Genomic DNA, 26,536 nt, shown 5'->3' on the forward strand with positions numbered 1-26,536 from the left:
GACCGGCCGCGGTCCTCCCCGGTCCGGGAGGCGGCAAGGCGGGAGAGTGTACCCGCGCGTCACCGGGCGGTCGACCGGATTTCAGCCCGCCGTCGCCGCGGCCCGCGCGGGGGCCTTTCCGGTAGGGACGTCCGGCCCCTCGGCCCCTACTCCTCCGGGCGGACACGGGCCAGTCGGGAGACGGGCCTCTCGGCCGATGCGGGCCGCGCGCGGGGCCCGCATGCTGGGGGTATGAGTACCGCATCCGCGACTCCCGCGATGGGCGGACCGGGTGACGGCGGCGGACGGCCGTCCCGTGCGCCGGGCGCCACCGCGGTCGGCCCCGTCGGGCGGCACGGGCCGCACCGGCTCGGGAACGCCCTCCGCGCGGTGAAGGTCTTCGTGGTGACGGCGTTCCGGGTGACCGTCCTCGGTGACCCGGGCGACGGCCGGCCCGGCCGCCGTTCCCCGGGCGGGGAGCCCCGCCGCCGCGGCGACTGACACGCGCGCGAGCGCCGGGCGCCCCGCCCGGCGGCGGGCGCCCGCGCCCCGGAGCCCGTGCCGGTTCGGTTCGCGTCGGCCCGGAGCCCGCGTCGGCCCGGCACCCGTGCGCCAGGGCGTCCCCGGCCCGCTCAGGTGTCCAGAGCGGTACGCCACTCGCGGACGGCCGTCTCCGCGACGGGTGACGTCCAGCCGTCGAGCCGGGCGGCGCCGCCGATGTGGAAGGCGTCGATCCCGGCCGCGCGCAGCACCGGCACGTGTTCCAGCCGGAGCCCGCCGCCCGCCATGATCCGCGGCTCGTAGCCCGGCTCGCCCGCCGCCGCCCGCGCGGCCTCGTCGCGCAGCACGTACAGCCCCTCCCCCACGCCGGCCGCGGCCCCGGCCGTCAGATAGGTGTCGAGGCCGGGCAGTTCGCCGACCGCCTTGCGCAGGGCGGCCCGGTCGGGGGCGTGGTCGATGGCCCGGTGGAACGTCCAGCGACAGGTGTGCAGGACGTCGAGGAGGGAGCGGAGGGCGCCCAGGTCGGGGCCGGCGGTCGGATCGAGGAAGCCGAGGACGAACTCGTCGGCCCCGGCGGCCCGCAGGGCGGCGGCCCGGTCGCGCAGGGTGGCACGGGCGGCGGCGTCACCGGCCGCGAAGCCGTCGGCGGCCCGCAGCATCACCCGCACGGGAAGCCGGACGGCCTCGCGGACGGCGGTGAAGGTCTCCAGCGACGGCGTCAGCCCGTCCGAGGCCATGTCGGTGACCAGTTCGAGACGGTCGGCCCCACCCGCTTCCGCGGCCACCGCGTCGTCCACGCAGAGCGCGATCACCTCAAGGATTGGTCTAGACATATCCTCAGGGTGCCACATGACATGCGCGCGGCGTAACTCCCCTCCCGCCCTCGGTGGCGCGATCCGCAGCGACGCGTCGCCGTCCGCCCCGGCGGCGCAGCGGGTGCCGAACTCGCGGCCGGTCCGGTCGAGCAGCGCCCGCACCCAGGCCCGGTCCGCGGACGAGGCGTGCCACAGCCGGAGCCGCCGGGCCCGCAGCGGGACGATCCGCAGCTCCGTCAGGCGTCCCGTGGCCCGCGCGACGGAGGCCAGGTACAGCAGCCGCAGGTCGTCCCGGTACTCCTCGTAGCCGGTGATGCCCTCGTAGTCGTTGACGAAGTCGCCGCAGCCGTAGAGGACGAGCCGGCCCTCGTACACCTCGACGGGGCGCGGATGGTGCGAGGAGTGCCCGTGCACGACGTCGACGCCGCCGTCGATCAGCGCGTGGGCGAAGCGCCGCTGGTCGCGGGAGACGCGGTAGCCCCAGTTGGAGCCCCAGTGGACGGAGGCCACCACGATGTCGCCCGGCCGCCGGACCCGCCGGACACGCTCGGTGACGGCGCGCGCCTCAGCGTACGACGTGTCCGGGACGAGGTCGACCCCGGGGCGGTCGGCTGTCGCGGCCCAGCCCGGCGGGATGCCGCTGGTCGGCATCCCGAAGGAGACCACCAGGACCCGGCCGCCCGGCTCCTGGCCCGGCCGGGTGGGCCGGCCCCGGCCGGCGAGCGGGACGGCGGCGGGCCGCCGCGCCTCGTCCGCGTCCAGCCCCGCGCCCACCCCGCGCAGGCCCGCCGCCGCCAGGGAGTCCAGCGTCTCCCGCAGGCCGGACCGGCCGAAGTCCAGCACGTGGTTGTTGGCGAGGGCGCAGACGTCGGGCCGGACCGCCGCCAGGCACGGCAGGTTGGCCGGATTCATGCGGTAGTTCACGCCCTTGGCGAGGTCGAAGTCGTCGCTGCGGGTGACGCTCGTCTCCAGGTTCAGCACGCGCACGTCCGGGGCGGCCTCGTCGAGCACCTCCAGCGCGTCCCCCCACGGCCACGCGAAGTCCACGGGACGCGGTACGGCGCCGTTCGCCGTCTCCGCCAGCTCGACGTACGCCCCGGCGTCTCGCACGTACCGCTCGCGCAGCCCGGGGTCGCCGGGGTGCGGGAGGACGGCGTCGACGCCACGGCCGAGCATCACGTCGCCGCAGAGGAAGAGGGTCGCCACCTCGCCGCCCCGCACACCTCCAACGCTAGTCCGTCACCGGCGGGCGAGCCCGCCCACGTCCGGGGGCCGGGGCCGGGGCCGCCCGGCGACAATGGGGCCATGCCCGAGCCGCACCCCGCCCACGCCGACCTCCTCGCCCGCTGGAACACCCTGCTGGCCAGCGCCCGCGAGAACGCCCCGGGCCCCGATCCGGAGCCCTACGGCCGCGACCTGCTCGCCCGCTGGGCCGAGCCCCACCGCCGCTACCACACCACCGACCACCTCCTCGCCGTCCTCGGCCACCTCGACGCCCTGGCCGACCACGCCACCGACCCCGACGCCGTCCGCCTCGCCGCCTGGTTCCACGACGCCGTCTACCGGCCCGACCGCAGCGAGAACGAGGAACGCAGCGCCTCCCTCGCCGCCCGCGCCCTCCCCGAGGCGGGCGTCGGCCAGGCCCGCACCGACGAGGTCGTCCGCCTCGTCCGGCTCACCGTCGGCCACGACCCCGCCCCCGGCGACACCGACGGCGAGGCCCTGTGCGACGCCGACCTCGCCGTCCTCGCCGGCTCCCCCGAGGCCTACGCCGCCTACGCCGCCGCCGTCCGCGCCGAGTACGGCTTCGTCCCCGACGACGCCTTCATCGCGGGCCGCGCCGCCGTCCTGCGCCAACTCCTCAACCTGCCCCGGCTCTTCCGCACCCCGCACGGCGCCGCCCGCTGGGAGGCCCCCGCGCGCCACAACCTCACCACCGAACTCGCCCTCCTCGACGCCCGCTGAAGATCATTCGCCGCCCGGTGTCCGGGACATCTACGCTGAGCCGCAACGCGCTGTATGAATGCTGGAGGCAGTCCCCGATGCTCACCAGACTCGAGGTCCACGGGTTCAAGAACCTGATGAACCTGGCCATCGACTTCGGGCCGTTCACCTGCATCGCCGGGGAGAACGGCACGGGTAAGTCCAACGTGTTCGACGCCGTCCAGTTCCTCTCCCTCCTCGCGGACAAGTCGATGATGGAGGCGGCCCAGGAGGTGCGCGGTGTGCACGGCGAACGCCACGGGGACCCCCGCGACCTGTTCTGGAAGGGCTTCAGCGGCGCCCATTACCGCATGAGCCTCGCCGCCGAGATGATCGTCCCGCTGGAGGTCGAGGACGACTTCGGGCGCGTCACACATCCGACGACCTCGTTCCTCCGCTACGAGCTGGAGATCGGGTATCAGGAGCCTTCGGGCCTCGATCGCTTCGGCCGGCTGACGCTCCTGCGCGAGGACCTCCGGCATATCACCAAGGGCGCGGCGAAGAAGCACCTTCGCTTCCCCCACAGCGCGGGTCAGTTCCGCAATGCCGTGATCGTCGGTCACCGCAGTGGCGCGCCGTTCATTTCGACCGACACGGACACCAGCTCCGACGAGTCCATCGTCAAGGTCCACCAGGACGGCGGAAGCCGCGGCCAGCCCAAGCCCGCCGCCGCCTCCAGGGCACCGGCGACGGTCGTCTCCACCATCACGTCCAGCGACGACCAGACCATCCTGGCGGCCAGACGTGAGATGGAGTCGTGGCGGCGACTGGCCCTGGAGCCCTCGGCCCTGCGCAGCGCAGATCGTTTCATCGACCCGCCGACGATGGGCGTCGACGGCTCGCACCTGCCCGCCGCCCTGTACCGAGTGGCCCACACTCCCCCTGCCGAAGGCGAGCCGGACCCCGCCAGAGTCTTCGCCCGCGTCGCGGGGCGGCTCTCGGACCTGACCGGCGTGCAGATCCGCGACCTCGCCGTGGACCAGGACGAGGTGCGACAACTGCTCACCGTCCAGGTCCGAGAAGCCGACGGGATGATGCTCCCGGCTCGCAGCCTTTCCGAAGGAACCCTGCGCTTTCTGGCCCTCTGCGTTTTGCTCGAGGACCCCACCGTGCGCGGCATGGTCTGCATGGAGGAACCCGAGAACGGCATCCACCCCGCCAACCTCGTCCCCATGGTGGATCTCGTGAGGGACCTCGCCGTCGACCCCGCAGTAGCCCCGGCGCCGGACAACCCCTTCCGCCAGGTCCTGATCAACACCCACTCGCCCGGCGTCGTGCAGCTCGTGTCCCCCGAGGAACTGCTGTTCGCGGACACCGCCCTGCACCGGCTGAGCGACGGCTCCACCGTTCGCGCCCTGCGGCTCCGTCCGCTGGCAGACACCTGGCGGGAAGCCGGAGGCCGCCGCGACTACGTCACCAAGGCCGACATCCTGCCTTACCTGACCACGCCGCCAGGTGCGCAGACCACCCTGGACCTGGGGGTCGCGTGACACTCCGCATTCTGTTCACAGGCGAAGGCACCAGCGACGCGGGGCTCAAGCCGCACATTGAGGCGGTCGCGGCCCAGAGCGGCAGGTCCGTCACGGTCGCAGCGCCCGAGCTGGGACGACTCGGCGTGGGCTCGTGCCATTCCATTCCCGAGAAGCTACACGTGCTCAAGGAGCTCGGAGACGTGTACGACATCGTCATCGTGCACCGTGACGCCGACCGGGGGACACCGGCCGAGCGCGAGAACGAGATCGCGGAGGCAGTGGCAGCGCAGTGGCCCGGCCGGCCCCACGTGGCCGTAGTCCCTGTGCGCATGTTGGAGGCTTGGCTGCTTCTCGACGAGTCGGCGATCCGGCACGTCTCGGAGAACCCGAACGGGAGGGTCCGGCTCGGTCTGCCCAGGGGCAAGGCCGTGGAGACCGTGGCAGACCCGAAAAAGCTGCTGAAGGACACACTTGCCCGGTCCAGCGGATACCGGGGCCGACGGTTGGTCAATTTCCAGAAGCGTTTCCCGCAGCACCGGCACAAGCTGCTGGAACGACTCGATCCCTGTGGCCCGGTGGCCGCTCTCCCCTCATGGCAGGCGTTCACCCACGACCTTCGGAACGCGTTGAGCCGGGTGTGAGTCGCTTCCGGGCCGGGAGCCGACACGAGCGCCTTCGTCCCACCCTTCAAAGGAACCGGTGGCACGCTCGGGGCATGGAACTCCTCACCGCGTTCGACCGCGCCCTCCACACCTTCGACCAGCACGTCCACCAGGTGCGGGACGAGCAGTGGGCGGCCGGGACACCGTGCACCGCATGGTCCGTGCGGGACCTGCTCAACCACGTCACCAGTGAGCACCTCTGGGCGCCCTGGATGCTGCGCGGCGCCACCCTGGCCGAGGTCGGCGACCGGTTCGACGGCGACGTCCTCGGCTCCGACCCCGTCGGCGCGTGGGCCCGGGCCGCCGCCGCCTCGGGCACCGCCTTCCACCGCCCGGGCGCCCTCTCCGGGAACGTGCACACCTCGTCCGGGCCCACGCCCGCCGAGGAGTACGCCTGGCAGATGATCCTCGACCTGGCCATCCACGGCTGGGACCTCGCGCGCGGCATCGACGCCGACGCCCGCATGGACCCCGGGCTGGCCGCCACCCTCCACGACCGCCTGGCCGCCAGCATCGCCGCCTGGCAGGGCGTCGGCATCTTCGACCCGCCCGTCGACGTCCCCGCCGACGCCCCCGTGCAGGACCGCCTCGTCGCCCTCACCGGCCGCCGCCCCTGAGCCCGGGCAGCCCCGGAGGGGCCGTGGGTCATGCGTCGTAGTGGATCGTGCCGTCCTCGTCCATGGTCGGGTGCATCCGCATGGGGCCGTAGTCGTCCACGTCCGAAGGGCGTGCGGGCTCCGGCCCGTCGCGGCCCATGCGGACCATCCGCTCGGTGCGGCAGATGCGGAACAGCCGGTCGTCCACCCGGGCCTCGTCGGCCCGGTCGGCCGCCCTGAAGGCCTCGGCCGCCTCCACGTACCGCGCCTTCTTCTCGTCGTCGAACTGGTAGAGCAGCGGCCAGCTCTCGGTCATCGCCTCGTGGAGCATGCGGCGCGCCGCGTGCGGGGTCGGCCGCAGCCCGCCGCGCGGCCGCCAGCCCTTCCCGCCGCGCTCGACCACGCCGAACCCGACCGGTAGCAGCACGACCTGGGGATGGGTCTCGGCCGCCCGCCGGGACTCCGCGCACATCCGCTCGGGAAACCGGGGGCGGAGTAGACGAAGCCCCGCAGGGCCAGTTTCATGGCACCGGCCATCAACCCGTCGTCCCGGTCCGGCTCGAGGACGAAGCCCTCGTCCGACGACGTGTCCCGGTCCCGGCCCTCCCAGGAGCGCTCGGCCGGTTCCCGGTCCGTGGGCCGAGGCGGTTCCAGGGTCCCGTCCTCGTCGCTGCGCGCGAACTCCTCCCCGCGCACGACGCGGTACCGCACGCCGAGGGCCTCCACCTCGTTGACCGGCTCCTGTTCGAGCACGGCCACGGCCGCCAGCAGCTCGCGCCGCACCTCGGGGTCGTCGGTGCCGTCCTTCGCCGTGAACCACAGATGGGAGTTCAGCGCGTCGCGGGCCTGCTGCGGCATCCCGTCCACCAGCGGCTTCAGCAGCCGCCACCGCGGCCCGACGGCCGGGTCCTGTACGGCGATCCCGAAGACGGGGCCCCTGACCGCGACGTGCGGATAGCGTCGGGACGCCTCCACCGCGTCGGCTTCCGTCACCCAGGCTGTGGGGTCGTCACGGTGCACGAGCTCCGAATGGAGCGCGTCGAGTTGTCGCTTCCAGTCATCGGCCATGTGCACATTGTGGTCGTCGGCCGCGTGTCGTGTCGCCGTTTCACTCGATCAGGTGCCCTCGTCCGGGCGCAGGGCGTCGAGGACGAGGGCGAGGCCGAAGGTGAACTCCTCCGCGTAGTCGTAACCGGGCTTGAGGGCATGCTCGGTGACGAGTTCGGCGAGGTGCGGATAGGCGTCGACGGGCATCGCGCGCAGGATGGCCTCCCCGACCTCCTCCAGCTCCGCCGGGCCGCTGAACGGCAGGCTCGACTCCTGGATGACGAAGCCGTACACGTAGCTGTCGATCAGCGAGACGGCGTGCGCCGCCATCGGGACCGAGAACCCACCGGTGCGCAACGCCCCGAGGACGGCGTCGTGGTGACGCAGCGTCGCGGGCCCGGGCTGAGCCCGGGAGTCCAGCAGCGCGACCGCCCACGGGTGACCCCGGAGCACGGCGCGGGCCGAGGCCGCGCGGTGGCGCATGGCGCTCTTCCAGTCGGCGTCGCGCGGCGGCAGCTCGATCTCGCCGAACACCGCGTCCACCATGCCGTCGAGCATGTCCTCCCGGCCCGCGACGTGGTGGTACAGCGACATCGCCTCCACGCCGAGCTCCTTGGCCACGGCCCGCATGGTGAGCGCGGCCGTGCCCTTCTCGTCCGCCACGGCCATCGCCGTCCGGATCACCCGCTCGCGGCTGAGCGGGGTGCGTTCAGCCGCCCCGCGCCGGGTCCTGCCTCCCCCGGGCATCCGCTCTCCCTTCCCTCGCCTTGACCACCTTACGACGTAAGGCTACCGTGCCTTACATCGTAAGGTTGACACGGCGGTGAAAGGGCTGCGCCATGGGCACGGGTCAGAAGAAGAAGGTCTGCGTGATCGGAGCTTCCGGGAAGCTCGGGCAGTACATGGTCCGGCACGCGCTGGAACGCGGCCACGAGGTCGTCGGCGTGTGCCGGGAGAGCAGCGTGCCGAAACTCGCCGAGTTCGAGGGCCGCATGACGATCGTCCCCGGACCCACCAACGACCCCGGGGTGATCAAGCGCGCGGTCCAGGGCTGCGACGGCGTCCTGACCGTGCTCGTGCCCTGGGGTGTGCAGCAGTACGCGTCCGGCACCGCGCAGGCCGTGCTCGACCACGCCGAGCCGGACGCACGCCTGGTGTTCTCCTGCGGCTGGCACATCACCCGCGACGGCCAGGACACCTACCCCTGGACCTTCAGGGCGGGCCTCCGGCTCGCCACCCGGCTCGGCAAGCTCCTGCGCTACGTCGAGATCGACGACCAGGTCGAAGCCTGCCGCCGGATCTTCGCCAGCGACGCCCGGTGGACCGTGGTGCGCGGCAGCACGCTGGAGGAGGGCGGAAGCCAGGGCCTGCCCGTGTGGAGCCGGCACGTGGGCGACCCCGTTCTGGCCAGCGACCTCACGCGCCGTGTGGACTTCGCCCTGTTCATGGTCGAGGCCCTCACCGACGACACCCTCGTCCGCGAGACCCCCGCGATCGTCGGCCGCCTCACCCCCAGCGCCCTCGCCCACGCGGGCGCCCGCGCCGCCTGAGCCCGCCTACGGCGAGAACTGGCCGAGGACGAGCATGGTGAGGGACAGCGCGGCGAGGAGGCCGAGCCCGCAGGCCGCGACCCGCGCGCCCCGGCGCGACAGGACGGTGCCCAACGCCGTGGCCACCGACACGACCGGCACCACCGTCTGCGCGATGAAGACCAGGGCGTCCCCGAACCGCTGCGGCCGGACCACGTCCTGGCAGGACTCGCAGGATATGGCGAACAACGGCACCAGCACCATGACGAAGAACCCCACGAACAGGACCGCCACCGCGAGCAGGGCGAGGCCGAGGCGCCGCATCGGTCCGCGGAGGTCCTTCCGGTCACCGACCGAAGAGCCGGTGGCCTCGGGGGCAGGGGCGGGTGCGGTTTCGATGTCGCTCATGCCCCGCACGCTACGAACGGCGGTTCGCGGACGGTATCCGTTCCCGTACTCAGTGCGCTGAGCGCGAGAGCTCATGGTTGTGCCCCTGCGGTGTGACACCGCAGGGGCACGAGCATCGGCGCGATGACGTCAGCGACGCCCCTCGGAGGCGAAGCCGACGAACGCGGCCCAGGCGGCGGGAGCCATGGAGAGCGTGGGCCCGGACAGCCGCTTGGAGTCACGGACGTGCACCGTCCCCGGGCACTCCGCCACCTCCACGCACTCACCGCCTTCGCCACTGCTGTAGCTGCTCTTGTGCCAGCTCATCGCCACCTCGACACACTCTCCGCCAGCTCCCGTGCTGTAGCTGCTCTTGCGCCAGCTCATCGCCACCTCGACACACTCTCCGCCAGCACTCCCGCTGTAGCTGCTCTTGAACCATGCCAGCTCACATGGCGCAATGTTCCTCTTCGTCATGTCTCCCCTAGCAGCTTCTCGACCCGGGCCAAGGACTCACGCGGGCTCAGCGCTTGCGCCCGCAGAATCCCGTACTGCTCTTCATACTGCCGGACTTCCGACCTCTCCCTAAGGAGACGGCTCCGGGCGTGCGCCTCCAAGTAGGCGAACCGACGGCCTTCACGCGTCTCGATCAAGGTGAACGGGCCGTCAAGCGCGGGATGCTCCTCACACTGCGTCGGCATCACCTGGATCACCACGTTGCGGTTCTGCCCATACAGCAGGATCTGCTCAAGTTGCCCGCGCATGACGTGGCGCCCACCGAAGCGGCTACGCAGCACCGCTTCCTCGATGACAAAGCTGATGATGGGCGGGGGCTTCCGCGAGAAGATCCGCTGACGAGCGATGCGGGCTACGACTCGCTCCTCGACAGCGGGCTCATCAAGCAGAGGACGCGCCATGGCACAGACCGCGCGAGCGTACTCCTCTGTTTGCAGAAGCCCCGGCACAGCCTGGGTCGCGTAGACATGAAGCTCAACCGCTTCGGACTCCAGCTTCGCCGCACCGCGGAAGAAAGGGGGATACTGGGCTCGCTCAACCGCTCCCTTCATCTCCCGCAGAACACCCGCCGCGTCCAGGACGTCGTCCGCCTGGTCGATGAACGTCAGCGGCGGGATGCGGCGGCCCTGCTCGTAGGACGCGATGGTGGACGCGGAGTAGCCGGTCGCGTCGCCCAGTTCGGGGCGCTCCATCCCCGCTCTGACGCGGAAGCGCTTGAGTTGGCGACCGAAGACGGACACCGCGCCCGTGCTCGGTTCGCCGTCGGTGCGGACCGCGTCGTCTTCCGGGTGTTCGCTCATCTACGCCACCTCCACAGCCGCCAACGCGGCCCCGCGCGGCAGGTCACGCCGCACGTCTCGCACAGGAACCCCGTGTGCACGTACCGCCGCTCTCGGTAAGCGCGCCTCCACTCGCCAAACTAGGTGAAGCGGTCCGGGAATTCCCAAGAACCGGCAAAGTGGCCTGTTGAGGGGGTGGTTCCGGTTCCCTTCCGGCGCACGCGTGGGTACACGCGCCCGTGCCGCGCGTACCACTACCGACGGTGAGCGCGTCGGGCCTCGCCAACGCCAGCCCGAGACCGGAACGTTGACCGTATGGAGAACGCGAATGCCGCCGCGAGCACGGCGGTCGGGGAAGACGAAGGCCCGGCGCGGGGCCGGACGTTCGGGATGAGGTTCACCTCGACGCCGCGCGGGGCGCGGCTCGCCCGGCGGTTGGTGTCGCACCGGCTGGACGAGTGGGGGCACGACTACACGCACCCGGTCAACGAGGCGGTGACGGCGATCGCGGCGGAGCTGGTGAACAACGCGGTGCGGCACGGGCACGTGCCGGGGCGGGACTTCCACCTCCTGCTCCGCCGGGACGCGCGGGCCGTCCGGGTGGAGGTCACGGACGCACGGGGTGAGCGGGTGCCGGGGACGACGGACGTCGAGGAGCCGCCCGGAGACGCGGAGAGCGGCCGGGGACTGCTGCTCGTCTCGCGGCTGGCGACAGCGTGGGGCGTGACACCGCGCGTCGCCGCTCCGGGCAAGACGGTGTGGGCGGTGCTGGAGGTGGCGTGAGGGTGTGCCGGACCGGTGGTCGCCGGACCGGCACACCCTCAGGTGATGGGGTTACGCCTGCCTCACTGCGCGAAGCAGAAGGCGCTGGTGCCGAAGCCCCAGCACTGGATCTGCCGGGTGGCGGTGTCGCTGTTGCCCGCCGCGTCGGTCACCGTCAGCTGCGCGGTGTAGTTCTGCTGCGCGACCGGGTACGCGTGCGAGACCGTCACCCCGCCGCCCGTCCCGCCGTCACCGAACGACCAGGCGTAGGAGGCGACGTCACCGTCGGCGTCCGTGGAGCCCGAGGCGTCGAAGTCGCACACGTTCTGCATGCAGAACGCCGTGAACGCGGCCCGCGGCGCCTCACCGGCCGGCGGCGCACCCGCCCGCACCGAACGCGTCACACTGTCGCTGTTGCCCGCGTCGTCCGTCACCGTCAGCGTCACCTCGTAGGAACCCGCCGCCGCGTAGGTGTGACTCGGGTCCACCCCGGTGCCGGACTCACCGTCACCGAAGTCCCACGCGTAGCCGGCGATCTGTCCGTCCGGGTCCGAGGACCCCGAGGCGTCGAACGCGCACACCGGCTCCGTCTGCGAACAGTCCGCCGCGAACTCCGCCGACGGCCGCCCCGGCTCCGGAGCGTCCCCCAGCCCGGTGACGTTCAGCAGCAGGTTCGGCGAACCACTGCCCGGGTTCCCGACCACACCCTGCTCGGCCGCACCCACGACCGCGTCCCGCACCTCACCCGGAGACGCCGACGGGTTCCCCTCCAGGTACAGGGCCGCCGCACCCGCCGTGTGCGGGGTGGCCATGGAGGTGCCGCTCATGGTCTGCGAGCCGCCGCCGTTGCGGGTGGAGACGATGCTGCCGCCGGGGGCGAACAGGTCGAGGCAGCGGCCGTAGTTGGAGAAGCTGGAGCGGCCGTCGCCGGAGTCGGTGGAGCCGAGGGTGATGGCCTCGGCGACCCGGGCGGGGCTGGTGTTGCAGGCGTCCCTGCTGTCGTTGCCCGCGGCGACGGCGGTGGTGACGCCGGCGTAGATGAGCCCGCGGATGGCGTCGTCGACCGAGGAGTTGGCGCCGCCGCCGAGCGAGAAGTTGGCCACGGACGGGCCGCTGGCGTTCTCCGCGACCCAGTCGATGCCGGAGATGATCTGCGACCACTGGCCGGAGCCCTGGCAGTTCAGCACGCGCACGGCGACCATGTCGACGTCCTTGGCGACGCCGTAGTCCCGGCTGCCGACGGTGCCCGCGACGTGGGTGCCGTGGCCCTGGCAGTCGGAGGCGTCGCCGTCGTTGTCGATGAAGTCGTAGCCGCTGCTGACGCGGCCCTCGAAGTTGGGGTGGCTCATGTCGACGCCGGTGTCGACGATGTAGGCGGTGACGCCGGAGCCGGTGGCGGGGTAGGCGTAGACGTCGTCCAGGGCGCCGTCGACGCGGTCGATGCCCCAGGACGGCGGGTTGGGCTGCTCTCCGACGGGGCGGGCGACGCCGTCCGCCTCGACGTACCGCACGCCGGGTGCGGCGGCCAGGGCCTTGGCCTCGGCCTCCGTCGCGGTGACCGAGAAGCCCCGGAACGCCGCGGAGTACACCCGCTTGACCTCGGCGCCGTGCTTCCCGGCGAGATTCTCGGCCTGGGACCGGACCTCCGCCTTCGCTCCCGCCCGCACGGACGCTCCGCCGTTCAGGGCCACGATGTACTGGCCCTTGACGACGCCGGGCGCGTCCGCGTTGCGTATCGGGGCCTCGGCGGGGGCCTGGCCCGCCGGTGCCGCCGCGGCCGCCGCGGCCGGTCCGGCGAGGGCCAGGACCGTGGCCGTGGCCGTGGCCGTCGCCGCTCCGACGCACAGCGCGCCGAGCCGCCTTCTGCTTGTGCGCATACCTCTGCTCCTCCAGTGGGGGTGAACGGCCGGTGCCGGGGCCGCAGCCCCGGACCGGGCGGGCTCACCCTCCGTCGGAGCGGGGGCGCAAACAATCCGTGAATCGGTAGGTAGGACCTACGTATTCCTCCCGGGGCGGTCGCGCGCCGGGGGTCACGCGCCGTCGGCGGGGACCTCGTTGCGGGAGGCGACGCCGAGCTTGCGCAGCACCTTCGCGACGTGCTGCTCGATGGTGCGGGGGGAGAGGAACAGCACGTCCGCGATCTCCCGGTTGGTGTGCCCGAGGGCGACCAGCCGGGCCACCTCGCGTTCCCGGGGCGAGAGCGCGTCCCCGTAGCCGCGCCGGCCGCGCCGGGACGGCGTCACGACGCCGGTGCCGCGCAGCACCTGGCGGCAGCGGGCGGCGTCGCGGGTGGCGCCGAGGGCGGCGAACTCCTCGGCGACGTCGCCCATGCGGGCCGGGGCGTCCGCCGTACCGAGGGCCAGCGCGGCGCGGGCCGCGGCCTCGGCGGCGAGGGCCGCCGGGTAGGGGCGGGGCAGCTGCGCGTAGGCCGCGCGGGCCTCCTCGAAGGCGGCGAGGGCGCGGTCGTGACGTCGTCCGGCTGCCGCGAGGACACCCCGGCAGGCGGCGAGGGCGGCGGGGCCCAGGGGCACGTCGCCGTGGCCGAGCCCCGTCGCGAACTCCTCGGTCAGCGCCTCGGCTTCGGCTCCGAGGTCCGCCCGGACGAAGGCGACGACGGCCATCGGCACCAGCTCGGCGCCCCAGGCCCAGACGCCCTTGCGCCGGACGCGGGCCACCGCGCGCTCCGCCGTGGCGCGGGCGGCGCCCGGCTCGCCGCGGGCCAGCCGCAGCCTGACCATCGCCCCGCACGCCGAGGCCAGCACCGGGGCCGGGGCGTTGTCGGGGTCGGCGACCCCGGCCGCCTCCAGCCGGGCCGTCGCCTCCTCCCACTCCCCGCGCGCCAGGGCCAGCTGGCCCAGCACGAGCTGGGCGTCGGCGGCGACGGCGGCCACGCCGAGGGGTCCTTCCAGGAGCCTCGCCGACCGCTCGGCCAGGCCCTCCCAGCGGCCGCCGTGCCAGTCCAGCCGCAGCGCGGTGCCCGCGGCGATGCCCTCGACGAAGGTGGCCCCGTATTCGGTGGCCAGCCGTTCGGCCTCGCGGCGGTAGCGGTGCGCGAGCGCGTCGTGGCCGAGGTAGGTCGCGTAGTCGGCGAGGTTTCCGCAGCTGCGGGCCACGTGTACGCGCTGCTGGACCTCGCCCTGCTCGGCCCCGCGCACCAGCTCCTCGGCCTGCTCCCACACCGCCGGATCGCCCCGGCTGAGCCGCAGGGCCAGGTGGTTGCCGCGCACGGCGGTGCGCAGCCAGGCGTCGGCCCGGTCGTCCCCGACGAGCTCCTCGGCCCGCTCGATCCACTGCTCGTAGACCCGGTACGGCTGGTCGCTCCAGCTCGGCAGGGCCAGGGCGGCCATGCCGCGGGCGGCCAGCGCCGGGCGGTCCCGCAGCTCCTCCACGGCCAGCTCGGTGTCGACCCGGCCCTGCTCGTAGTCGCCCGCCTGGTTGTGCAGCAGCAGCCCGAGGTTGAGCCGGATCTCGCCGCGCAGCCCGTCGGGCAGCCGGTCGTCCTGCACGATGCGGCGCAGCAGTGCGGCGGCCCGCCGGTGCGAGACGGTGTTGACGGCCGCCCGGCTGAGACGGGTCGCCAGGCCGGCCCGCTTCAGCGGGGGCAGCGCCGGGTCCGAGAGCAGCTCCTCCAGCAGCTCGACGGCGAGCGCGAGGTCGCCCATGCGCTGGGCCGTCTCCGCCGCGCTCTCGCCGTAGTGGCGCCAGCGTTCCCGCTCCCCGGCCTCCCTGGCGTGGTAGGCGAGCTGGACGAGCGGTTGCGGCTCGGCCCCGCCCAGCGCCCCGACGGCCTCCCGGTGCAGGGCGCGGCGGGCCGGGCCCGGGATGCTGCGGTAGACGGCCTGCTGGGCGAGGGTGTGCCGGAAGCCGTAGCGGTCCGGGCCCAGTTCGTGCAGGACGCCCGCCCCGAGGGCCTCCCGGAGCGCGGCGCCGGCCCCCGGCACGTCGGTCCCGGCCACGGCGGCGATCAGCTCCTCCCCCGCCGGGATTCGCAGCACGGCGGAGGCCCGCACGCAGGCCGCCGCACGGGCGGACAGCAGCGCCATCCGGTCGGCCATCGCCTCGTGCAGGCGCGTCGGGACGCCGACGGCGTCCAGCGAGTCGGTGCCGCTCACCCCCTCGGGCAGCGCCCGCACGACCTCCTCCAGCACGAACGGGATGCCCGCCGTGCGGTCGTGCAGCGCCTCGGCCAGGGCCGCCGGGACGTCGGGGGTTCCGGTGAGGGCCGCCGTCATGCTGCGCACCGCGGTCACGTCCAGCGGCCCGAGCGGCACCAGCACGGCCGTCGTCCCCGGTGGCTGCCGGTAGGCCCGGCCCAGCGGCAGCCCGGCCCCCGGCAGCTCCTCGCGGCGGTAGCTCAGCACCGTGCTCAGCCCCTCGGGCGGGTCGTCCACGAGGAACCGGACCAGGTCGCGCGTTCCGTCGTCCGCCCAGTGCAGATCCTCGACGACGATGACGGCCGCCCCGACGCCGTCCAGCAGCGCCCGCACGGCGCGGAACAGCCGGTGCTGGTCGGCGCGCCGGTCCGCCAGGGGCTCGGGCGCGGGCGGGAGCCGGTCGGCCAGCTCCGGGAGGTAGGGCCGCAGGGCCCCGCACACCGGGTTCAGCTCCGTCGGCACCCGGCCCTCCAGCCGCCGCAGCAGCTCGAACACCGGCCCGTAGGGGAAGGGTTCGCGCAGCGGGTGGCAGCCGCCGACCAGCACCGTGGCGCCGCGGACCGAGGAGTGCCCCACCGCCTCCCGGATCAGGCGCGTCTTGCCGATGCCCGCCTCGCCCTCGACCAGCGCGACGGCCGGCGGATGCGTCACCGCGTCCAGCAGCGCGTGCAGCTCGCCCGTGCGTCCCACCAGCACCGGGGCCTCGGCGCGACGCAACACCGCATCCTTCATGCCCAACTCCGCGCTGTGGGGGGGGGTCGCGTGTGCCGCGAACCTAGCCCCGCGCCGGGTGCGGCGGCAATACCGGTGCGCCGGTCGCGTCCGCCGCCCGCCTCCGACCCCGCCACCAGGGCAGAAGCTGGGCGACGCAGGCCGAGGCCTCGACGGTGAGGAAGAACCACAGCACCCCGGTGGCGCCCTGCGTCAGCGCGTAGGCCTGCCACAGGGCGAACAGTGCGCGGGCGGCGCCGTCGAACAGCCCGTGCACCGGCAGCGGTCTGACGATCCGCAGCAGGGCCCAGACCACCACGACCGAGCCCAGCAGGTTCGCGTACAGCACCTGCATCGGGTCGGCCTCGGGCAGGCCGCCCACCCCGAGCGCCTCCCCCAGCGAGGTGAGGACGCCGTGCACCAGCGCGTAGGTCCACGGCGTGGCGAACCCCGCGGTGACGACCAGGTCGTACCAGGCGCTGGCACGGACGAGCCGCAGGTAGGAGGCGCGGCGGTAGGGCTCGGAGGGACGAGGGACACGGCTCACGGGAAGGCTCCTGCTGGTCGGTGGCAGCGGCGGACCTCACGCTAAACAGTGGAGTAAGCTCCAAGGTCAAGCCCACGAGCGACGGGGCACGTCCACGAGCGGCGGAGGGAAGCGTGCGTATCGGGGAGCTGGCCGCGCGGACGGGCCTGAGCAAGGACACCATCCGCTTCTACGAGAAGCTCGGTCTCGTCACCGGCGAGCGCCTGGCCAACGGCTACCGCGACTTCTCCCCGGAGACGGCGACCTGGCTCCACTACGTGCGTACCGCGCGGACGCTGGGCTTCTCCCTGGCCGAGATCGCCCAGCTCGGGGAGGAGCTGCGGGACGCGCCGGACACGGCGGAGGCCCTGTCCGCGCTGTTCGCGGAGAAGATCCAGCTCATCGACGCCCGCATGACCGAACTCGCCGAGCTGCGGGACGACCTCCGCGCCCGCGTCGGCACCGGCTGCCCCCTGCGCGCCGCCGCACCACCCGCCTGAGCCGCACCCCGCACCGGGCGCTCCGGGGGTTCCGGTAGAGATCACTTTCGCAACAACCCAGGTCGGGGCGCCGCCAGGAGCCCGGCCGGGCTATACGGTCGGCCCTGTCGAGGGACTGTGCACGCTGCGGGGGAATCTCATGGAGTTGGCTGACGACGTCCTGGCCCTCGTGCGGCTGGCCGGGCGTCCCGGTGCCGTCGGAGCCGTCCTCGCGCAACTCGCCCAGCGCGGCCGGGGGCCCGTCGCGATACTGGCCGAGGACGGCGACGTCCTGGCACAGCCGCCGGGCCGCGCACGCACCGGCATCCCGGCGTCGGCCGCGCGCGCGGTACCCGAACTGCACCGGCGCGCCGTCGCCTCCGCCATCCTGCCCGGAGAGCGGGACCAACGCGTACGCCTGCCGTCACTCGGCGACGGCGGCGGTGCGCCGTACCTCGCCGCCGTCGGGCCGGAGAAGCCGCAGGAACCGCAGGAACCCGACCTGCTGGCGCACGCCGCCGGAGTGCTGACGCTCAGCCGACGCCTGGAACGGGCGGAACGTGACTGCCGGCGACTCCGGGAGGCCGAGGCGCACAGCCGGGAGGCCGTGCTCCACCTGCTCATGGTGGGCGAGGTCGCCGCGGCCCACCGGATCGCCGCCACACTGCGGCCCCGGCTGGCCCCACGCGTCCGGGTCCTCATCGTGGAGTGCCCGAACGGACGGAGGGACGAGGTGGCCGAGCACGTCGTCGGGCTGACGCTCGGCTCGGCCTGGCTCGTCCCCTGCCCGGTGCAGCGCCGCCACCTCATCGCCCTGATACCGAGCGCCGCGCGGCAGCCCGCGGACTCCTGGGCCGAAACGCTGACGGCGGACCACCGCGTCCCGTGCCGGGTGGGCGTGAGCGGCGACGTGCCGCTGGAGCGGGTCCCGGCCGCCTACGAGGACGCCTTCCACGCCCTGGCCGTGGCCCGCGGAATGGCGGCCGGACTCGCGGCCCGCAGCGGCGGCCGGATCGGCGTCGAGCCGTTCCTGACCGCGCAGGGCCGCGCCTGGGCACGCCACCTGCTCGCCCCGTGCCGCCACCACACACCGCACCGCCGCGCAGACCCGGGCCCCTCGGAGCTCCTGGGGACCCTGTCCTCCTGGCTGACCTTCGGCAGCGCGGCCCACCGGCACCTCAAGGTCCACCGCAACACGCTCGCCGCCCGCCTCCGGCTGCTGGACACCCTCCTCGGCCTCGACCTCCACCGCGTCGCCGACCAGTCCGCGGCCTGGCTCGCCCTGCGGATCCAGGCGGCGGAGCCGCACCCCGACAACGCCTCCGAGACCCCGGCCCCCGGCGCGCTGGCCGACCTCCTGGCCACGCCCGCCGCGCGGGACTGGGCGCGCTCCCTCCTCGCCCCGCTGGAGCGAAGGCGGGGACCGGCGGCCGGCAGCACGACGGTCCGGGCCTGGCTGCGCGCCGACGCCCGCCTCACCGGTACGGCAGAGAGCCTGGGCATCTCCGTGGGCGCGGTGCGCAAGCGGCTGGTCAACGCGGAACAGGCCCTCGGGCTCTCCCTCCTGCACAGCCCCAGCGCCCGGCACGCCCTGTGGCTGGCGACGACGGCACTCGGCCACCGCTGACGTCCACCGTGCGAAGCGTCACCGGGCGGGCCCGTCAGTGTGCGGTCCGGCACTTCAACGGCGCCTCGACGGCGGGCCGGAACCGTGCACGCACGACGATACGAGCGGAGGCGGGGACTCCGCTCGCCGCGGGTCCCGACGTCAGCCTTCGGTGCGGGCCGTCCGGCTCACTCGGAGATCCAGCGGCGGATGGCGTCCAGCGTGCCGTCGGGCGCGGTGTTGAAGCACAGGCGGATCCCGGGGGCGGTCTCGGTGAGCACGTTGACCAGGCGCTCGAACGTGAGCGTGTGCTCGGGGAGCATGCGCACACCCCCGCCGATCACGGCCAGTCCGAACGACTGCTCGGCGAGGTGCTTGCGGACCGCGCTCTCGGCCGCCTCCGGCGAGGCGTCCTCCAGCAGACACAGGACGACGTCGTACCCCGCCTCGCGGAGCCCGGCGTTGCCCGCCTCGATGCGGGCGGTCAGGGTCTGCTCGTCGACGCCTTCCGGCATCCTGCCGAAGTCGAGGGCGCGCGGGTGGAACCCGATGGCCAGGACCCGGGTGTCGCGCGGCAGGGTGGCTGAGGGCTGAGTCTCGGGCATGGGCGGCTGCTCCTCGCTGCTCGGTCCGGTGTCCTTCCGGTGTACCACGGAACGGATATGTCACCGTTAAGTGAACGACCTTGTGCAGCTGGGCAGTTGAGGGGGCGGCGGGCCTTCCGCCGCACCACGGCCGCGCTGGCGGGGCGTGTCACACCCTCGCTTCCTACCGGCGAGTAGGGAATGATGACGGGCGACATCCCCGGCCGTGTGGAGGTAGCGAGATGAGCGGAACCCTGCCGACGACCGTGCACACCTTCGCGGACGACGCGCTGGGCGAGCACGACGCCGTCGGGCTGGCGGAGGCGATCCGGCGCGGAGAGGTGAGCTCGGCCGAGGTCGCGCGGGACGCGGCGGCGCGGGTGCGGGCGGCGGCGGCGCTGAACGCCGTCCAGGTGCACGTCGACGTGCCGCAGGACGGCACGGTGACGGGCGGCGCGTTCGCCGGGGTGCCGAGCTTCGTCAAGGACAACGTCGACTACCTGGGCCTGCCCACCGGACACGGCAGCGCGGCCTTCACGCCGCGCCCCGCGCTCCGGCACGCGCCCTTCGCCCGGCAGTTCCTCAGCACCGGCGTCACGGTGCTGGGCAAGACCCGGCTGCCGGAGTTCGGCTTCAACGCGACGACCGAGTTCGAGGACGCCGAACCGGTGCGGAACCCGTGGAACACCGCGTACTCGGCGGGCGGTTCCTCGGGCGGGAGCGCGGCGCTGGTCGCCGCCGGTGCCGTCCCCCTCGCCCACGCCAACGACGGCGGCGGCTCGATCCGCATCCCCGCCGCCTGCTGCGGGCTGTTCGGCCTCAAGCCGACGCGGGGCCGGACGGTAGCGAACGACATGAGCCGCAAGCTTCCGATCGACCTCGTCACGGACGGCGTCGTCAGCCGGACCGTGCGGGACTCGGCGGCGTTCCTCGCCGCTGCCGAGACGCACTGGCGCAACCCGAAGCTGCCCCCGCTGGGCCTGGTGGAGGGGCCGTCGGAGCGGCGGTTGCGCATCGGGCTGCTGCTGGAGTCGCCCACGGGTGTGCGGACGGACGAGGCCACCAAGGCCGCGGTGACGGAGACGGCCGCGGCGCTGGAGAAGCTGGGACACCGGGTGGAGCCGGTCCGGATTCCCGTCGACCCCCGGTTCACCGAGGACTTCCTGGACTACTGGGGCATGCTCGCCTTCCTCATCGGCCTCACCGGCCGCGGCCTCGGCGCCGGCTTCGACCGGCGCCGCATGGACGGCTTCAGCCGGGGCCTGCGCGAGCGCTACGTGCGGCACGTGCACCGCACCCCGGCCGTACTCCGCAGGCTGAAGCGCTCGCGGCTGGCCTACGCGACGGCCCTGCGCGGGCTGGACCTCGTCATGTCGCCGGTGCTCGCCCACACCACGCCCCGGCTCGGCCACCTGAGCCCGGACGTGCCGTTCGACCGGCTGCTGGAGCGGGTCGTCGACTACGTCGGCTTCACCCCGCTCGACAACGTCGTGGGGACGCCGTCCATGTCCGTGCCCGCCGCCGCGACGGCGGAGGGGCTGCCCGTCGGCGTGCTGTTCTCCGGCCGCCCGGGCGCCGAACGGACGCTGCTGGAGCTGGCGTTCGAACTGGAGGCGGAGCGGCCGTGGCGCCGCCTCCAGGACGCCGTCACCGACGCGGACGCGGAGCCGAGCGGCGCCTGACCGAGCGGCACGGAACCGAGCGGCACGGAGCCGGCGGTCAGGCCGCCCCGGCGGACCGGTCCACGTACTCGAACACGGAGCCGTCGGGGTGCCGGGCCACGAGCGCCCGGCCGATCGGCGTGGACTGCGGCCCGGCGACGACCTCGGCACCGACGGCGGCCAGCTCCGTCGCCGCCTCCTCCACGTCCTGCACGGCCAGGGTCGCGGTGATGCGGCGCAGCACGTCGATGTGCGCCTCGGGCCCGCTCATGAGGATGAACGGACCGACGGCGGCGGCCTCCACCGGTCCGTTGGCGAACCGCATGCCCTCGGCCCCGGTCAGCCGCTCGTACACCGGAACGGCGGCGTCCAGATCGTTCACGCAGACGCGCAGCGTCGTACCCAGAATCTCCATGCCACCGAGGCTAGGGCACACATACCGCCTACGTCGCACGGCAGTTGGTCATGGGCTGATGGCGCCGGTCCCGGGTCTGGGCGAGGTCTCCGGCACCGCACGGTGTGCAAGGCGACACCCTCCCCGCCGATCACCGTGCACATGGACACCTGCCGTCGCCGCGTTCGGTCACTACGTTGGTCGGCACGTGCCACGTCCAGTGGCGACCCCGGCGCCCCAGGGGGGCGGCGGCCGGGGTAGGGGGAACACAGGCCAGGGAGAGCGCGCCCGTCGGTTCAGGCACCGCGCATGCGGCAACCGCAGGCCGCTCCCCTGGCCCGTTGGGGCGGCCGACGCGACGGCCCGGCCCGCCCGCACAGCCCCGTACTCGCCATCTCCGGAACCCCCAGTCCGCCGGAGGTCTGGTCATCCAGGCGTCCCGCGTTGGCAGGCCAGTTGTCACGATCCGGCACCTGAGTACGCGTACTCATGAAATCCCCTGCCGGTGCGGGTCACACTGCTGCGCGGGCCACAGCCGGGGACCCGCTGGTCCACAGATCCGAAGGCTTGAGGTCCACAGCCTCGGCCACCCCTGACGGACGGAGGACGCATGACGTCAGACGCCATGCCGGACCCATGGCAGCCCCTCCTCGCCATGGCAGCCCCGTCGAGACCGGCAGCCGAGCCCGGGACCGACGGACTCGCCGCTCTGCAGCTCGCCTCGGCGAGCGGCGCGGGCCCCGAGCGGGACAAGCTCAAGCACTCCGCCGGCCCCTGGACCACCGCAGCGAACGATGCGGACGGGCTCAGGGACAGCATGCGCTCGGCCGTCGACAAGCTGGGCACCTCACATCAGCGCTTGGGTTCCGAAGGGGCGGGATTGGCCAGCGTCGTCCAGCTCGACTCCGTGCGTTCGACCTGGGAACGACGCCTGAAGGACGCCCGCGACGAGTGCGAGACGCTCGGCGACAGGCTGCGCAGGGTCGCGAAGGACCACGGCGAGAACGAGACGGCGACGGAAGCGCGACTCAGGCGCATGGGCGGTCGATGACCATGGAAAGCGGACTGACCTGGGGCGAGCTTCAGGATCTCGACCTGTCGGGAATCCGCGACGCGGCGGACGGCTGGGCCGAGGCGCGCGACCGGGCGGGCAACGCCCGCGACGACGTGGACAAGAAGATGGTCGCCTCGTTGCGGGACTCCCAGGAGGGGGAGTCGGAGAAGGCCGCCGTCGGGCGCCTCAAGCGGCTGGGCGAGAACTTCCACTACGTCTACGTCGAGTGCGGCCTGCTCAACACCGCACTCGACGGGCTGGCCACCGAGCTCACGCCCCACCAGCGTGCGGTACGGGAAGCGGCGGAGGACGCGCTCGCGCTCAAGTTCACCGTGCACGCGGACGGCTCTGTGACGTACCCGCCCGCTCCTCTGGTGCCGGGCGGGGAGGAGAACCCCGGGGGAACCGTGACGGGGGCGAACGGCTGGGCGGACGGCCTCCACGACTGGGGTCTGACCGCCCTGGACTTCAACCCGAACCGGCCGAAGGCCCAGGACATCGCCGACCGGATCAGTGATGCCGTCCGCAAGGCCAGGGCGATCGACAGCGCGTACGCCGAGGCCATCGCCCGCATGAAGACGAAGCCGGGCGTCGACGTGAGCGACGCCATGTGGACGGACGCCTACCGCGACTCCGAGGCGATGGGCACCGCCGCTGACGACTACCTGCCCGAGGGGCTCGGCCAATGCACCAGCCCGGAGCAGCGTAAGGTTTGGTGGGACGGACTGAGCGAGGACCAGCGCCAGCAGTACCTGACCCTGCATCCGGACGTCATCGGCAACCTCGACGGCATTCCGGCCGCGGTCCGGGACGAGGCCAACCGGAGTTACCTGCCCCTCTTGATGGGCAAGCTCGAAGCGACGGACACGGACGAGGCGCGCAACCAGCTGAAGGCACTCGAAGTCATCGACACGAAGCTTCGCGGAGAGAACGAAATCCCCATGTTCCTCCTCGGCATCGACGACGAGGGGAACGGCCGCGCGATCGTGAGCTACGGAAACCCGGACACCTCCAGAAACGTGTCCGCCTACGTGCCCGGGCTGGGCACCTCACTGGACGAGGCGTTCGCGAAGAACGACCTGCTGAGGGCGCAGCAGACCGCCGAAGGCGCCAGAGAGCTGGACCCGTCCAGCGCCTCGATCGTCTGGCTCGGCTATGACGCACCCCAACTGCCGGCAGAAGATCTCCTGGACAACGCGGACGTGATGAGCAACGATCATGCCGCAGCCGGCGCCCCCGCCTACAACAGCTTCATGAACGGGCTGGCCGCGACCAACGACCACGCTGACCCACACATCACGGCCATCGGGCACTCCTACGGATCACTCACGGTCGGCTTGGCGGCGCAGGAGCCCGGCGGGATTCCCGGCGCGGACGACATCATCCTGCTGGGCAGCCCGGGCGTGAACGCGGAGAAGGCGTCCGAGCTGGGGGTCGGAAGCGACCACGTCTACGTGGGGGCCGCCGAGAACGACCCCGTGACCCAGCTCCCGTCGAAGGGTGAGATCGCCGGCGGCGGAGGCGGCCTCGTCTTCGGCCCGCTCGGCTCCTACGTGGGGTACGAGCTCGGCGACATCGGCGATGACGACATCTGGTTCGGCAAGGACCCGGCGAGCGAAGCGTTCGGGGCCAACAGATTCGAGGTGGACGACGGCCCACGCCCCTTCGTCGACGGCGAAGGGGCCACCCCGGCACACTCGAACTACTTCAACCCGGAAAAGGACCACAAGTCCGCGGACAATATCGCCGCCGTTGTTGCTGGCCAACCCGAACTCGTCGTCCCTGAGGAGCACAGGTGAAGGCCCGCGCAGCAGCTCTCGCCCTCATGTCCATCCTTCTGACTGCCTGCAGCGTGATCGAGGGCAGCGGGGCAGGGGAACCGGAGATCAACGTGAACATGCAAGAGGCCGCAGATCAAGCGGACGCCATTCTGGACGAGACGCTGAACGCCATCAAACCCGAGGTCGAATGGGTTCACTTTCAGGGGAGCCACCAAGGGTGCACGGACTGGAAGAACGGCGAAACCGGAACCGGAGCCGTGTCACGGCGCCGTGCCGTGGTGACCGTCATCTCTGACCAGCGGCGTGGAAACTTCATCGGCAGCGTGGAGGACTACTGGAAGAAGCGCGGGTACACGATCTTGGACGTTGTGAACCGTGATCAGAACCCCGCCATCTACGCCGAGACGCCTGAAGGGTTTCGCGTCCGGATTCTCTTCGGGGCCTACGGCCAGGCGCACTTCAAGGCGTCGACGCCCTGCGCCATCGAGTCCGAGGTGTCGGACGTGGACTGGACGCGTTCCGAGGACGCGGTGCCGAGCGTGAAGTCCGAGTACTGGTCGGCGGGCGCTGACTGACCCGCCCTTACCCGCTCGGCTCACCGGCCCCGCGGGGCGGGGTGGGGCGGGCGGTGCTTGGGGCGGCGGAGGCCGGAGGCGGTGAGGAGGCGGACGATCTCGCGGCTGCCGACCTCGACGGCCCCGGCCCGGACGGCGTCGTCGTAACGGGAGGCGGGGACGTCGTAGTGGTCGCCGTCGAACGCGCGGGGCGGGCAGCCGACGGCGGCGGCGAAGGCGTGCAGCTCGGCGAAGGAGTCGTCGCTGATCAGGTGGGACCACATCCGGCCGTGGCCCGGCCACATGGGCGGGTCGATGTAGAGCGTCACGAGCGGCGCTCCCCCAGGCCGCCGACGGGGGCGACGAGGGCGCCCGTCTTGCCGCACGCCCAGTGCGGGTCCTCTCCGAGCGGCGGTTCGACGTCGAGGGCGTGCGGGTCGTCGTCCCCGCAGACGGGGCACAGGGGCCAGCGGCCGTACCGCTCCAGGAGGGCGTCCTGCACGTCCTGGGCGACGAGACCGGGAAGGTAGGCGGCGCCCTCCGGCCACTGCGCGACCCACCAGCGCCGGTGGACGACGGCGTCCTCGACCAGGGAGACGGTGTCGGCGCCGGTGACGTCGTGCGCCGCGAGATCGGCGAGGATGAGCGCTCGTGCCGTGTGGAGGGCTGCCTCGCCCTCGCCTGCGTCCTTGCTTGCCATGCCTCCATTGGACCGCATGGGAAGACGTGCTTCCTGCGGGGTTGACGCGACCCGGGTCCGAAAATATTTTCCGCCACATGAGAGGTGTCATGAAGGAAAATTTCGCCACTGCCCGGTCGACTCCCGGGCCCGGGCCCGGAAGCGGGAGCGGCAGCGGGGCGCGGAGAGCGGCGGGCCCACCGGCCGGCCGGACACAGAGGGCCCAGGGCACGCCGGGGCCCCAGAGCACACCGGGGGCGCAGGGCGCGCACCGGGCGCAGGGCCCCCCGCGCCCGGTGCAGCGCGAAGGTGCCGCTCCCCGCGGAGGCGCCACGCCCGGCGGGGGCCGTGCACCGGGCGGAGGCGGCGCACGCGGCGGGAGCCGGGCGGCGGGCCGGGGCGGGGACGCGCAGCGGCCCGATCCGGCGGCGCTCGCGGCGAAGGTGCGCACGCTGGGCCCGAGCATGACACGGTCCATGCAGCGCGTCGCCGAGGCGGTGGCCGGTGACCCGGCGGGCTGCGCCTCGCTGACGGTGACCGGGCTCGCCGAGCGGACGGGCACGAGCGAGGCGACCGTCGTGCGCACGTCCCGGGTGCTGGGCTATCCGGGGTACCGGGACCTGCGGCTCGCGCTCGCCGGGCTGGCGGCCCAGCAGGCCTCCGGGGCGGCGCCGGCCGTCACCGCGGACATCGCGGTGGACGACCCGATCGGCGACGTCATCGCCAAGCTCGCCCGCGAGGAGCAGCAGACCCTCGCCGACACCGCCGTCACGCTCGACCCGGCGCAGGTGGAGGCGGCGGTCACCGCGCTCGCCGACGCCCGCAGGATCGACGTCTACGGCAGCGGGGCATCCGGCCTCGTCGCCCAGGACCTGGTACAGAAGCTGCTGCGCATCGGGATGCTGGCCCACGCGCACGCCGACCCGCATCTCGCGGTCACCAACGCCGTGCAGCTCCGCCCCGGGGACGTGGCCATAGCCATCACGCACTCGGGCCGTACCGTCGACGTCATCGAGCCGCTGCGGGTCGCCTTCGAGCACGGGGCGACGACGGTGGCGATCACCGGGCGTCCGGACGCCGAGGCCACCCAGTACGCGGACCACGTGCTGACGACGTCCACCGCACGCGAGAGCGAGCTGCGCCCGGCGGCCATGTCGAGCCGCACGAGCCAGCTCCTCGTGGTGGACTGCCTGTTCGTGGGCGTCGCCCAGCGCACCTACGACACCGCGGCGCCCGCGCTGGCCGCCTCGTACGAGGCGCTGGCCCACCGTCACACGCCCCCGCACCGCTGATCCGAGGGCGTGTCAGCGCCCGCCGCCCCCCAC

Annotated in this window: 26 protein-coding genes and 2 pseudogenes; 14 read left to right on the forward strand and 14 right to left on the reverse strand. The window is 73.4% G+C overall.

The window, feature by feature from the left end; all coding sequences use genetic code 11:
- The first annotated feature begins 231 nt into the window (after window positions 1-231).
- Entirely contained in the window at window positions 232-480 is a 249-nt protein-coding gene (locus tag O7609_RS09275; protein WP_443072086.1) for a hypothetical protein, read from the forward strand.
- 131 nt (window positions 481-611) lie between these two features.
- Here O7609_RS09275 and O7609_RS09280 read toward each other — a convergent pair whose 3' ends face one another.
- Together O7609_RS09280 and O7609_RS09285 are read right to left on the reverse strand one after the other, a co-directional pair.
- Window positions 612-1,313 carry a copper homeostasis protein CutC gene (locus O7609_RS09280; protein WP_269737090.1) on the reverse strand — a complete coding sequence of 234 codons (702 nt, stop codon included), beginning with the start codon at window positions 1,311-1,313 and terminating at the stop codon, window positions 612-614.
- Between the two features lie 63 nt (window positions 1,314-1,376).
- A pseudogene (locus tag O7609_RS09285) lies at window positions 1,377-2,516 on the reverse strand (CapA family protein); the annotation flags it as partial.
- Between the two features lie 84 nt (window positions 2,517-2,600).
- Between O7609_RS09285 and O7609_RS09290 the strand changes: the two are divergent.
- The 4 genes from O7609_RS09290 (at window position 2,601) to O7609_RS09305 (ending at window position 6,029) form a co-directional block, all read left to right on the forward strand.
- The gene (locus O7609_RS09290) at window positions 2,601-3,260 is read left to right on the forward strand and encodes an HD domain-containing protein (RefSeq protein ID WP_269734464.1); all 660 of its coding nucleotides are present in this window, start codon (window positions 2,601-2,603) and stop codon (window positions 3,258-3,260) included.
- A gap of 77 nt (window positions 3,261-3,337) precedes the next feature.
- On the forward strand, window positions 3,338-4,768 hold the full coding sequence (locus tag O7609_RS09295) for an AAA family ATPase (RefSeq protein ID WP_269734465.1): 1,431 nt from the start codon (window positions 3,338-3,340) through the stop codon (window positions 4,766-4,768).
- A complete protein-coding gene (locus O7609_RS09300; RefSeq protein WP_269734466.1) occupies window positions 4,765-5,391 on the forward strand; it encodes a DUF4276 family protein in 627 nt (208 codons plus the stop codon). Before O7609_RS09295 ends, O7609_RS09300 begins: the two co-directional genes overlap by 4 nt.
- A 74-nt stretch (window positions 5,392-5,465) precedes the next feature.
- Window positions 5,466-6,029, forward strand: a complete 564-nt coding sequence (locus O7609_RS09305) for a TIGR03086 family metal-binding protein (protein WP_269734467.1) — start codon at window positions 5,466-5,468, stop codon at window positions 6,027-6,029.
- Between the two features lie 28 nt (window positions 6,030-6,057).
- Here the strand turns inward: O7609_RS09305 and O7609_RS09310 are convergent.
- Both O7609_RS09310 and O7609_RS09315 read right to left on the reverse strand, forming a co-directional pair.
- A pseudogene (locus tag O7609_RS09310) lies at window positions 6,058-7,076 on the reverse strand (DUF5954 family protein).
- A 48-nt stretch (window positions 7,077-7,124) separates the two neighbouring features.
- Window positions 7,125-7,802, reverse strand: a complete 678-nt coding sequence (locus O7609_RS09315) for a TetR/AcrR family transcriptional regulator (protein ID WP_269734468.1) — start codon at window positions 7,800-7,802, stop codon at window positions 7,125-7,127.
- Window positions 7,803-7,894: 92 nt separating this feature from the next.
- Here O7609_RS09315 and O7609_RS09320 point away from each other — a divergent pair, with 92 nt between their 5' ends.
- Window positions 7,895-8,605, forward strand: coding sequence for an NAD(P)-dependent oxidoreductase (locus O7609_RS09320; protein WP_269734469.1), 711 nt, complete (start codon window positions 7,895-7,897; stop codon window positions 8,603-8,605).
- Between the two features lie 6 nt (window positions 8,606-8,611).
- On the opposite strand, the gene O7609_RS09325 is transcribed toward O7609_RS09320, so the two are convergent.
- The 3 genes from O7609_RS09325 to O7609_RS09335 all read right to left on the reverse strand — a co-directional run bounded on the left by O7609_RS09325 (window position 8,612) and on the right by O7609_RS09335 (window position 10,287).
- The gene (locus O7609_RS09325) at window positions 8,612-8,992 is read right to left on the reverse strand and encodes a hypothetical protein (protein WP_269734470.1); all 381 of its coding nucleotides are present in this window, start codon (window positions 8,990-8,992) and stop codon (window positions 8,612-8,614) included.
- 129 nt (window positions 8,993-9,121) lie between these two features.
- On the reverse strand, window positions 9,122-9,448 hold the full coding sequence (locus O7609_RS09330) for a DUF397 domain-containing protein (RefSeq protein WP_269734471.1): 327 nt from the start codon (window positions 9,446-9,448) through the stop codon (window positions 9,122-9,124).
- On the reverse strand, window positions 9,445-10,287 hold the full coding sequence (locus O7609_RS09335) for a helix-turn-helix domain-containing protein (protein ID WP_269734472.1): 843 nt from the start codon (window positions 10,285-10,287) through the stop codon (window positions 9,445-9,447). Before O7609_RS09335 ends, O7609_RS09330 begins: the two co-directional genes overlap by 4 nt.
- Before the next feature lie 294 nt (window positions 10,288-10,581).
- Here O7609_RS09335 and O7609_RS09340 point away from each other — a divergent pair, with 294 nt between their 5' ends.
- Complete coding sequence (locus O7609_RS09340; RefSeq protein WP_269734473.1) at window positions 10,582-11,049, forward strand: ATP-binding protein; 468 nt, start codon at window positions 10,582-10,584, stop codon at window positions 11,047-11,049.
- Between the two features lie 62 nt (window positions 11,050-11,111).
- Here O7609_RS09340 and O7609_RS09345 read toward each other — a convergent pair whose 3' ends face one another.
- The 3 genes from O7609_RS09345 to O7609_RS09355 form a co-directional block, all read right to left on the reverse strand.
- Window positions 11,112-12,905: a S8 family serine peptidase gene (locus O7609_RS09345; protein ID WP_269734474.1), complete on the reverse strand. Its 1,794-nt coding sequence runs from the start codon at window positions 12,903-12,905 to the stop codon at window positions 11,112-11,114.
- Window positions 12,906-13,058: 153 nt separating this feature from the next.
- Window positions 13,059-15,914 (reverse strand): helix-turn-helix transcriptional regulator, encoded by a 2,856-nt coding sequence (locus O7609_RS09350; RefSeq protein WP_269743399.1) that lies wholly within the window; start codon window positions 15,912-15,914, stop codon window positions 13,059-13,061.
- A 43-nt stretch (window positions 15,915-15,957) separates the two neighbouring features.
- The gene (locus O7609_RS09355) at window positions 15,958-16,440 is read right to left on the reverse strand and encodes a hypothetical protein (protein ID WP_269734476.1); all 483 of its coding nucleotides are present in this window, start codon (window positions 16,438-16,440) and stop codon (window positions 15,958-15,960) included.
- Between the two features lie 113 nt (window positions 16,441-16,553).
- On the opposite strand from O7609_RS09355, the gene O7609_RS09360 reads away from it, so the two are divergent.
- Window positions 16,554-16,919, forward strand: coding sequence for a MerR family transcriptional regulator (locus tag O7609_RS09360; protein ID WP_269734477.1), 366 nt, complete (start codon window positions 16,554-16,556; stop codon window positions 16,917-16,919).
- Between the two features lie 139 nt (window positions 16,920-17,058).
- Complete coding sequence (locus tag O7609_RS09365; protein ID WP_269734478.1) at window positions 17,059-18,525, forward strand: helix-turn-helix domain-containing protein; 1,467 nt, start codon at window positions 17,059-17,061, stop codon at window positions 18,523-18,525.
- 167 nt (window positions 18,526-18,692) lie between these two features.
- Here O7609_RS09365 and O7609_RS09370 read toward each other — a convergent pair whose 3' ends face one another.
- Window positions 18,693-19,109: a hypothetical protein gene (locus tag O7609_RS09370; protein ID WP_269734479.1), complete on the reverse strand. Its 417-nt coding sequence runs from the start codon at window positions 19,107-19,109 to the stop codon at window positions 18,693-18,695.
- 221 nt (window positions 19,110-19,330) lie between these two features.
- Between O7609_RS09370 and O7609_RS09375 the strand changes: the two genes are divergently transcribed.
- Entirely contained in the window at window positions 19,331-20,770 is a 1,440-nt protein-coding gene (locus O7609_RS09375) for an amidase (RefSeq protein ID WP_269734480.1), read from the forward strand.
- A gap of 37 nt (window positions 20,771-20,807) precedes the next feature.
- On the opposite strand, the gene O7609_RS09380 is transcribed toward O7609_RS09375, so the two are convergent.
- Window positions 20,808-21,164 (reverse strand): VOC family protein, encoded by a 357-nt coding sequence (locus tag O7609_RS09380; RefSeq protein ID WP_219093962.1) that lies wholly within the window; start codon window positions 21,162-21,164, stop codon window positions 20,808-20,810.
- A 589-nt stretch (window positions 21,165-21,753) separates the two neighbouring features.
- On the opposite strand from O7609_RS09380, the gene O7609_RS09385 reads away from it, so the two are divergent.
- Genes O7609_RS09385 through O7609_RS09395 form a run of 3 tightly spaced genes read left to right on the forward strand, consistent with a single transcriptional unit; the run spans window position 21,754 to window position 24,553 of the window.
- Window positions 21,754-22,194: a hypothetical protein gene (locus O7609_RS09385; RefSeq protein WP_269734482.1), complete on the forward strand. Its 441-nt coding sequence runs from the start codon at window positions 21,754-21,756 to the stop codon at window positions 22,192-22,194.
- 2 nt (window positions 22,195-22,196) lie between these two features.
- A complete protein-coding gene (locus O7609_RS09390; RefSeq protein WP_269734483.1) occupies window positions 22,197-23,996 on the forward strand; it encodes an alpha/beta hydrolase in 1,800 nt (599 codons plus the stop codon).
- Window positions 23,993-24,553, forward strand: coding sequence for a hypothetical protein (locus O7609_RS09395; RefSeq protein ID WP_269734484.1), 561 nt, complete (start codon window positions 23,993-23,995; stop codon window positions 24,551-24,553). The genes O7609_RS09390 and O7609_RS09395 overlap by 4 nt, the downstream gene beginning before the upstream one ends.
- A 20-nt stretch (window positions 24,554-24,573) precedes the next feature.
- Here the strand turns inward: O7609_RS09395 and O7609_RS09400 are convergent, their stop codons facing one another.
- Both O7609_RS09400 and O7609_RS09405 read right to left on the reverse strand, forming a co-directional pair.
- Window positions 24,574-24,861 carry a DUF4031 domain-containing protein gene (locus O7609_RS09400; RefSeq protein ID WP_269734485.1) on the reverse strand — a complete coding sequence of 96 codons (288 nt, stop codon included), beginning with the start codon at window positions 24,859-24,861 and terminating at the stop codon, window positions 24,574-24,576.
- Window positions 24,858-25,232, reverse strand: coding sequence for a hypothetical protein (locus tag O7609_RS09405; RefSeq protein ID WP_269734486.1), 375 nt, complete (start codon window positions 25,230-25,232; stop codon window positions 24,858-24,860). The genes O7609_RS09400 and O7609_RS09405 overlap by 4 nt, the downstream gene beginning before the upstream one ends.
- 275 nt (window positions 25,233-25,507) lie before the next feature.
- Between O7609_RS09405 and O7609_RS09410 the strand changes: the two genes are divergently transcribed.
- On the forward strand, window positions 25,508-26,503 hold the full coding sequence (locus O7609_RS09410; RefSeq protein ID WP_443072087.1) for a MurR/RpiR family transcriptional regulator: 996 nt from the start codon (window positions 25,508-25,510) through the stop codon (window positions 26,501-26,503).
- The last annotated feature ends 33 nt before the right edge of the window (window positions 26,504-26,536 follow it).

Origin of the sequence: Streptomyces sp. WMMC1477, from assembly GCF_027460245.1 — a bacterium.
GTDB lineage: Bacteria > Actinomycetota > Actinomycetes > Streptomycetales > Streptomycetaceae > Streptomyces.

Bases quoted from the DNA above. Each gene is read 5' to 3' on its own strand.
- O7609_RS09275 (WP_443072086.1), top strand. From the start codon at position 232: ATGAGTACCGCATCCGCGACTCCCGCGATGGGCGGACCGGGTGACGGC.
- O7609_RS09375 (WP_269734480.1), top strand. From the start codon at position 19,331: ATGAGCGGAACCCTGCCGACGACCGTGCACACCTTCGCGGACGACGCG.
- O7609_RS09350 (WP_269743399.1), bottom strand. From the start codon at position 15,914: ATGAAGGATGCGGTGTTGCGTCGCGCCGAGGCCCCGGTGCTGGTGGGA.
- O7609_RS09385 (WP_269734482.1), top strand. From the start codon at position 21,754: ATGACGTCAGACGCCATGCCGGACCCATGGCAGCCCCTCCTCGCCATG.
- O7609_RS09370 (WP_269734479.1), bottom strand. From the start codon at position 19,109: ATGCCCGAGACTCAGCCCTCAGCCACCCTGCCGCGCGACACCCGGGTC.
- O7609_RS09365 (WP_269734478.1), top strand. From the start codon at position 17,059: ATGGAGTTGGCTGACGACGTCCTGGCCCTCGTGCGGCTGGCCGGGCGT.
- O7609_RS09345 (WP_269734474.1), bottom strand. From the start codon at position 12,905: ATGCGCACAAGCAGAAGGCGGCTCGGCGCGCTGTGCGTCGGAGCGGCG.
- O7609_RS09325 (WP_269734470.1), bottom strand. From the start codon at position 8,992: ATGAGCGACATCGAAACCGCACCCGCCCCTGCCCCCGAGGCCACCGGC.
- O7609_RS09340 (WP_269734473.1), top strand. From the start codon at position 10,582: ATGGAGAACGCGAATGCCGCCGCGAGCACGGCGGTCGGGGAAGACGAA.
- O7609_RS09280 (WP_269737090.1), bottom strand. From the start codon at position 1,313: ATGTCTAGACCAATCCTTGAGGTGATCGCGCTCTGCGTGGACGACGCG.
- O7609_RS09315 (WP_269734468.1), bottom strand. From the start codon at position 7,802: ATGCCCGGGGGAGGCAGGACCCGGCGCGGGGCGGCTGAACGCACCCCG.
- O7609_RS09335 (WP_269734472.1), bottom strand. From the start codon at position 10,287: ATGAGCGAACACCCGGAAGACGACGCGGTCCGCACCGACGGCGAACCG.
- O7609_RS09380 (WP_219093962.1), bottom strand. From the start codon at position 21,164: ATGGAGATTCTGGGTACGACGCTGCGCGTCTGCGTGAACGATCTGGAC.
- O7609_RS09295 (WP_269734465.1), top strand. From the start codon at position 3,338: ATGCTCACCAGACTCGAGGTCCACGGGTTCAAGAACCTGATGAACCTG.
- O7609_RS09405 (WP_269734486.1), bottom strand. From the start codon at position 25,232: ATGGCAAGCAAGGACGCAGGCGAGGGCGAGGCAGCCCTCCACACGGCA.
- O7609_RS09305 (WP_269734467.1), top strand. From the start codon at position 5,466: ATGGAACTCCTCACCGCGTTCGACCGCGCCCTCCACACCTTCGACCAG.
- O7609_RS09330 (WP_269734471.1), bottom strand. From the start codon at position 9,448: ATGACGAAGAGGAACATTGCGCCATGTGAGCTGGCATGGTTCAAGAGC.
- O7609_RS09290 (WP_269734464.1), top strand. From the start codon at position 2,601: ATGCCCGAGCCGCACCCCGCCCACGCCGACCTCCTCGCCCGCTGGAAC.
- O7609_RS09320 (WP_269734469.1), top strand. From the start codon at position 7,895: ATGGGCACGGGTCAGAAGAAGAAGGTCTGCGTGATCGGAGCTTCCGGG.
- O7609_RS09390 (WP_269734483.1), top strand. From the start codon at position 22,197: ATGGAAAGCGGACTGACCTGGGGCGAGCTTCAGGATCTCGACCTGTCG.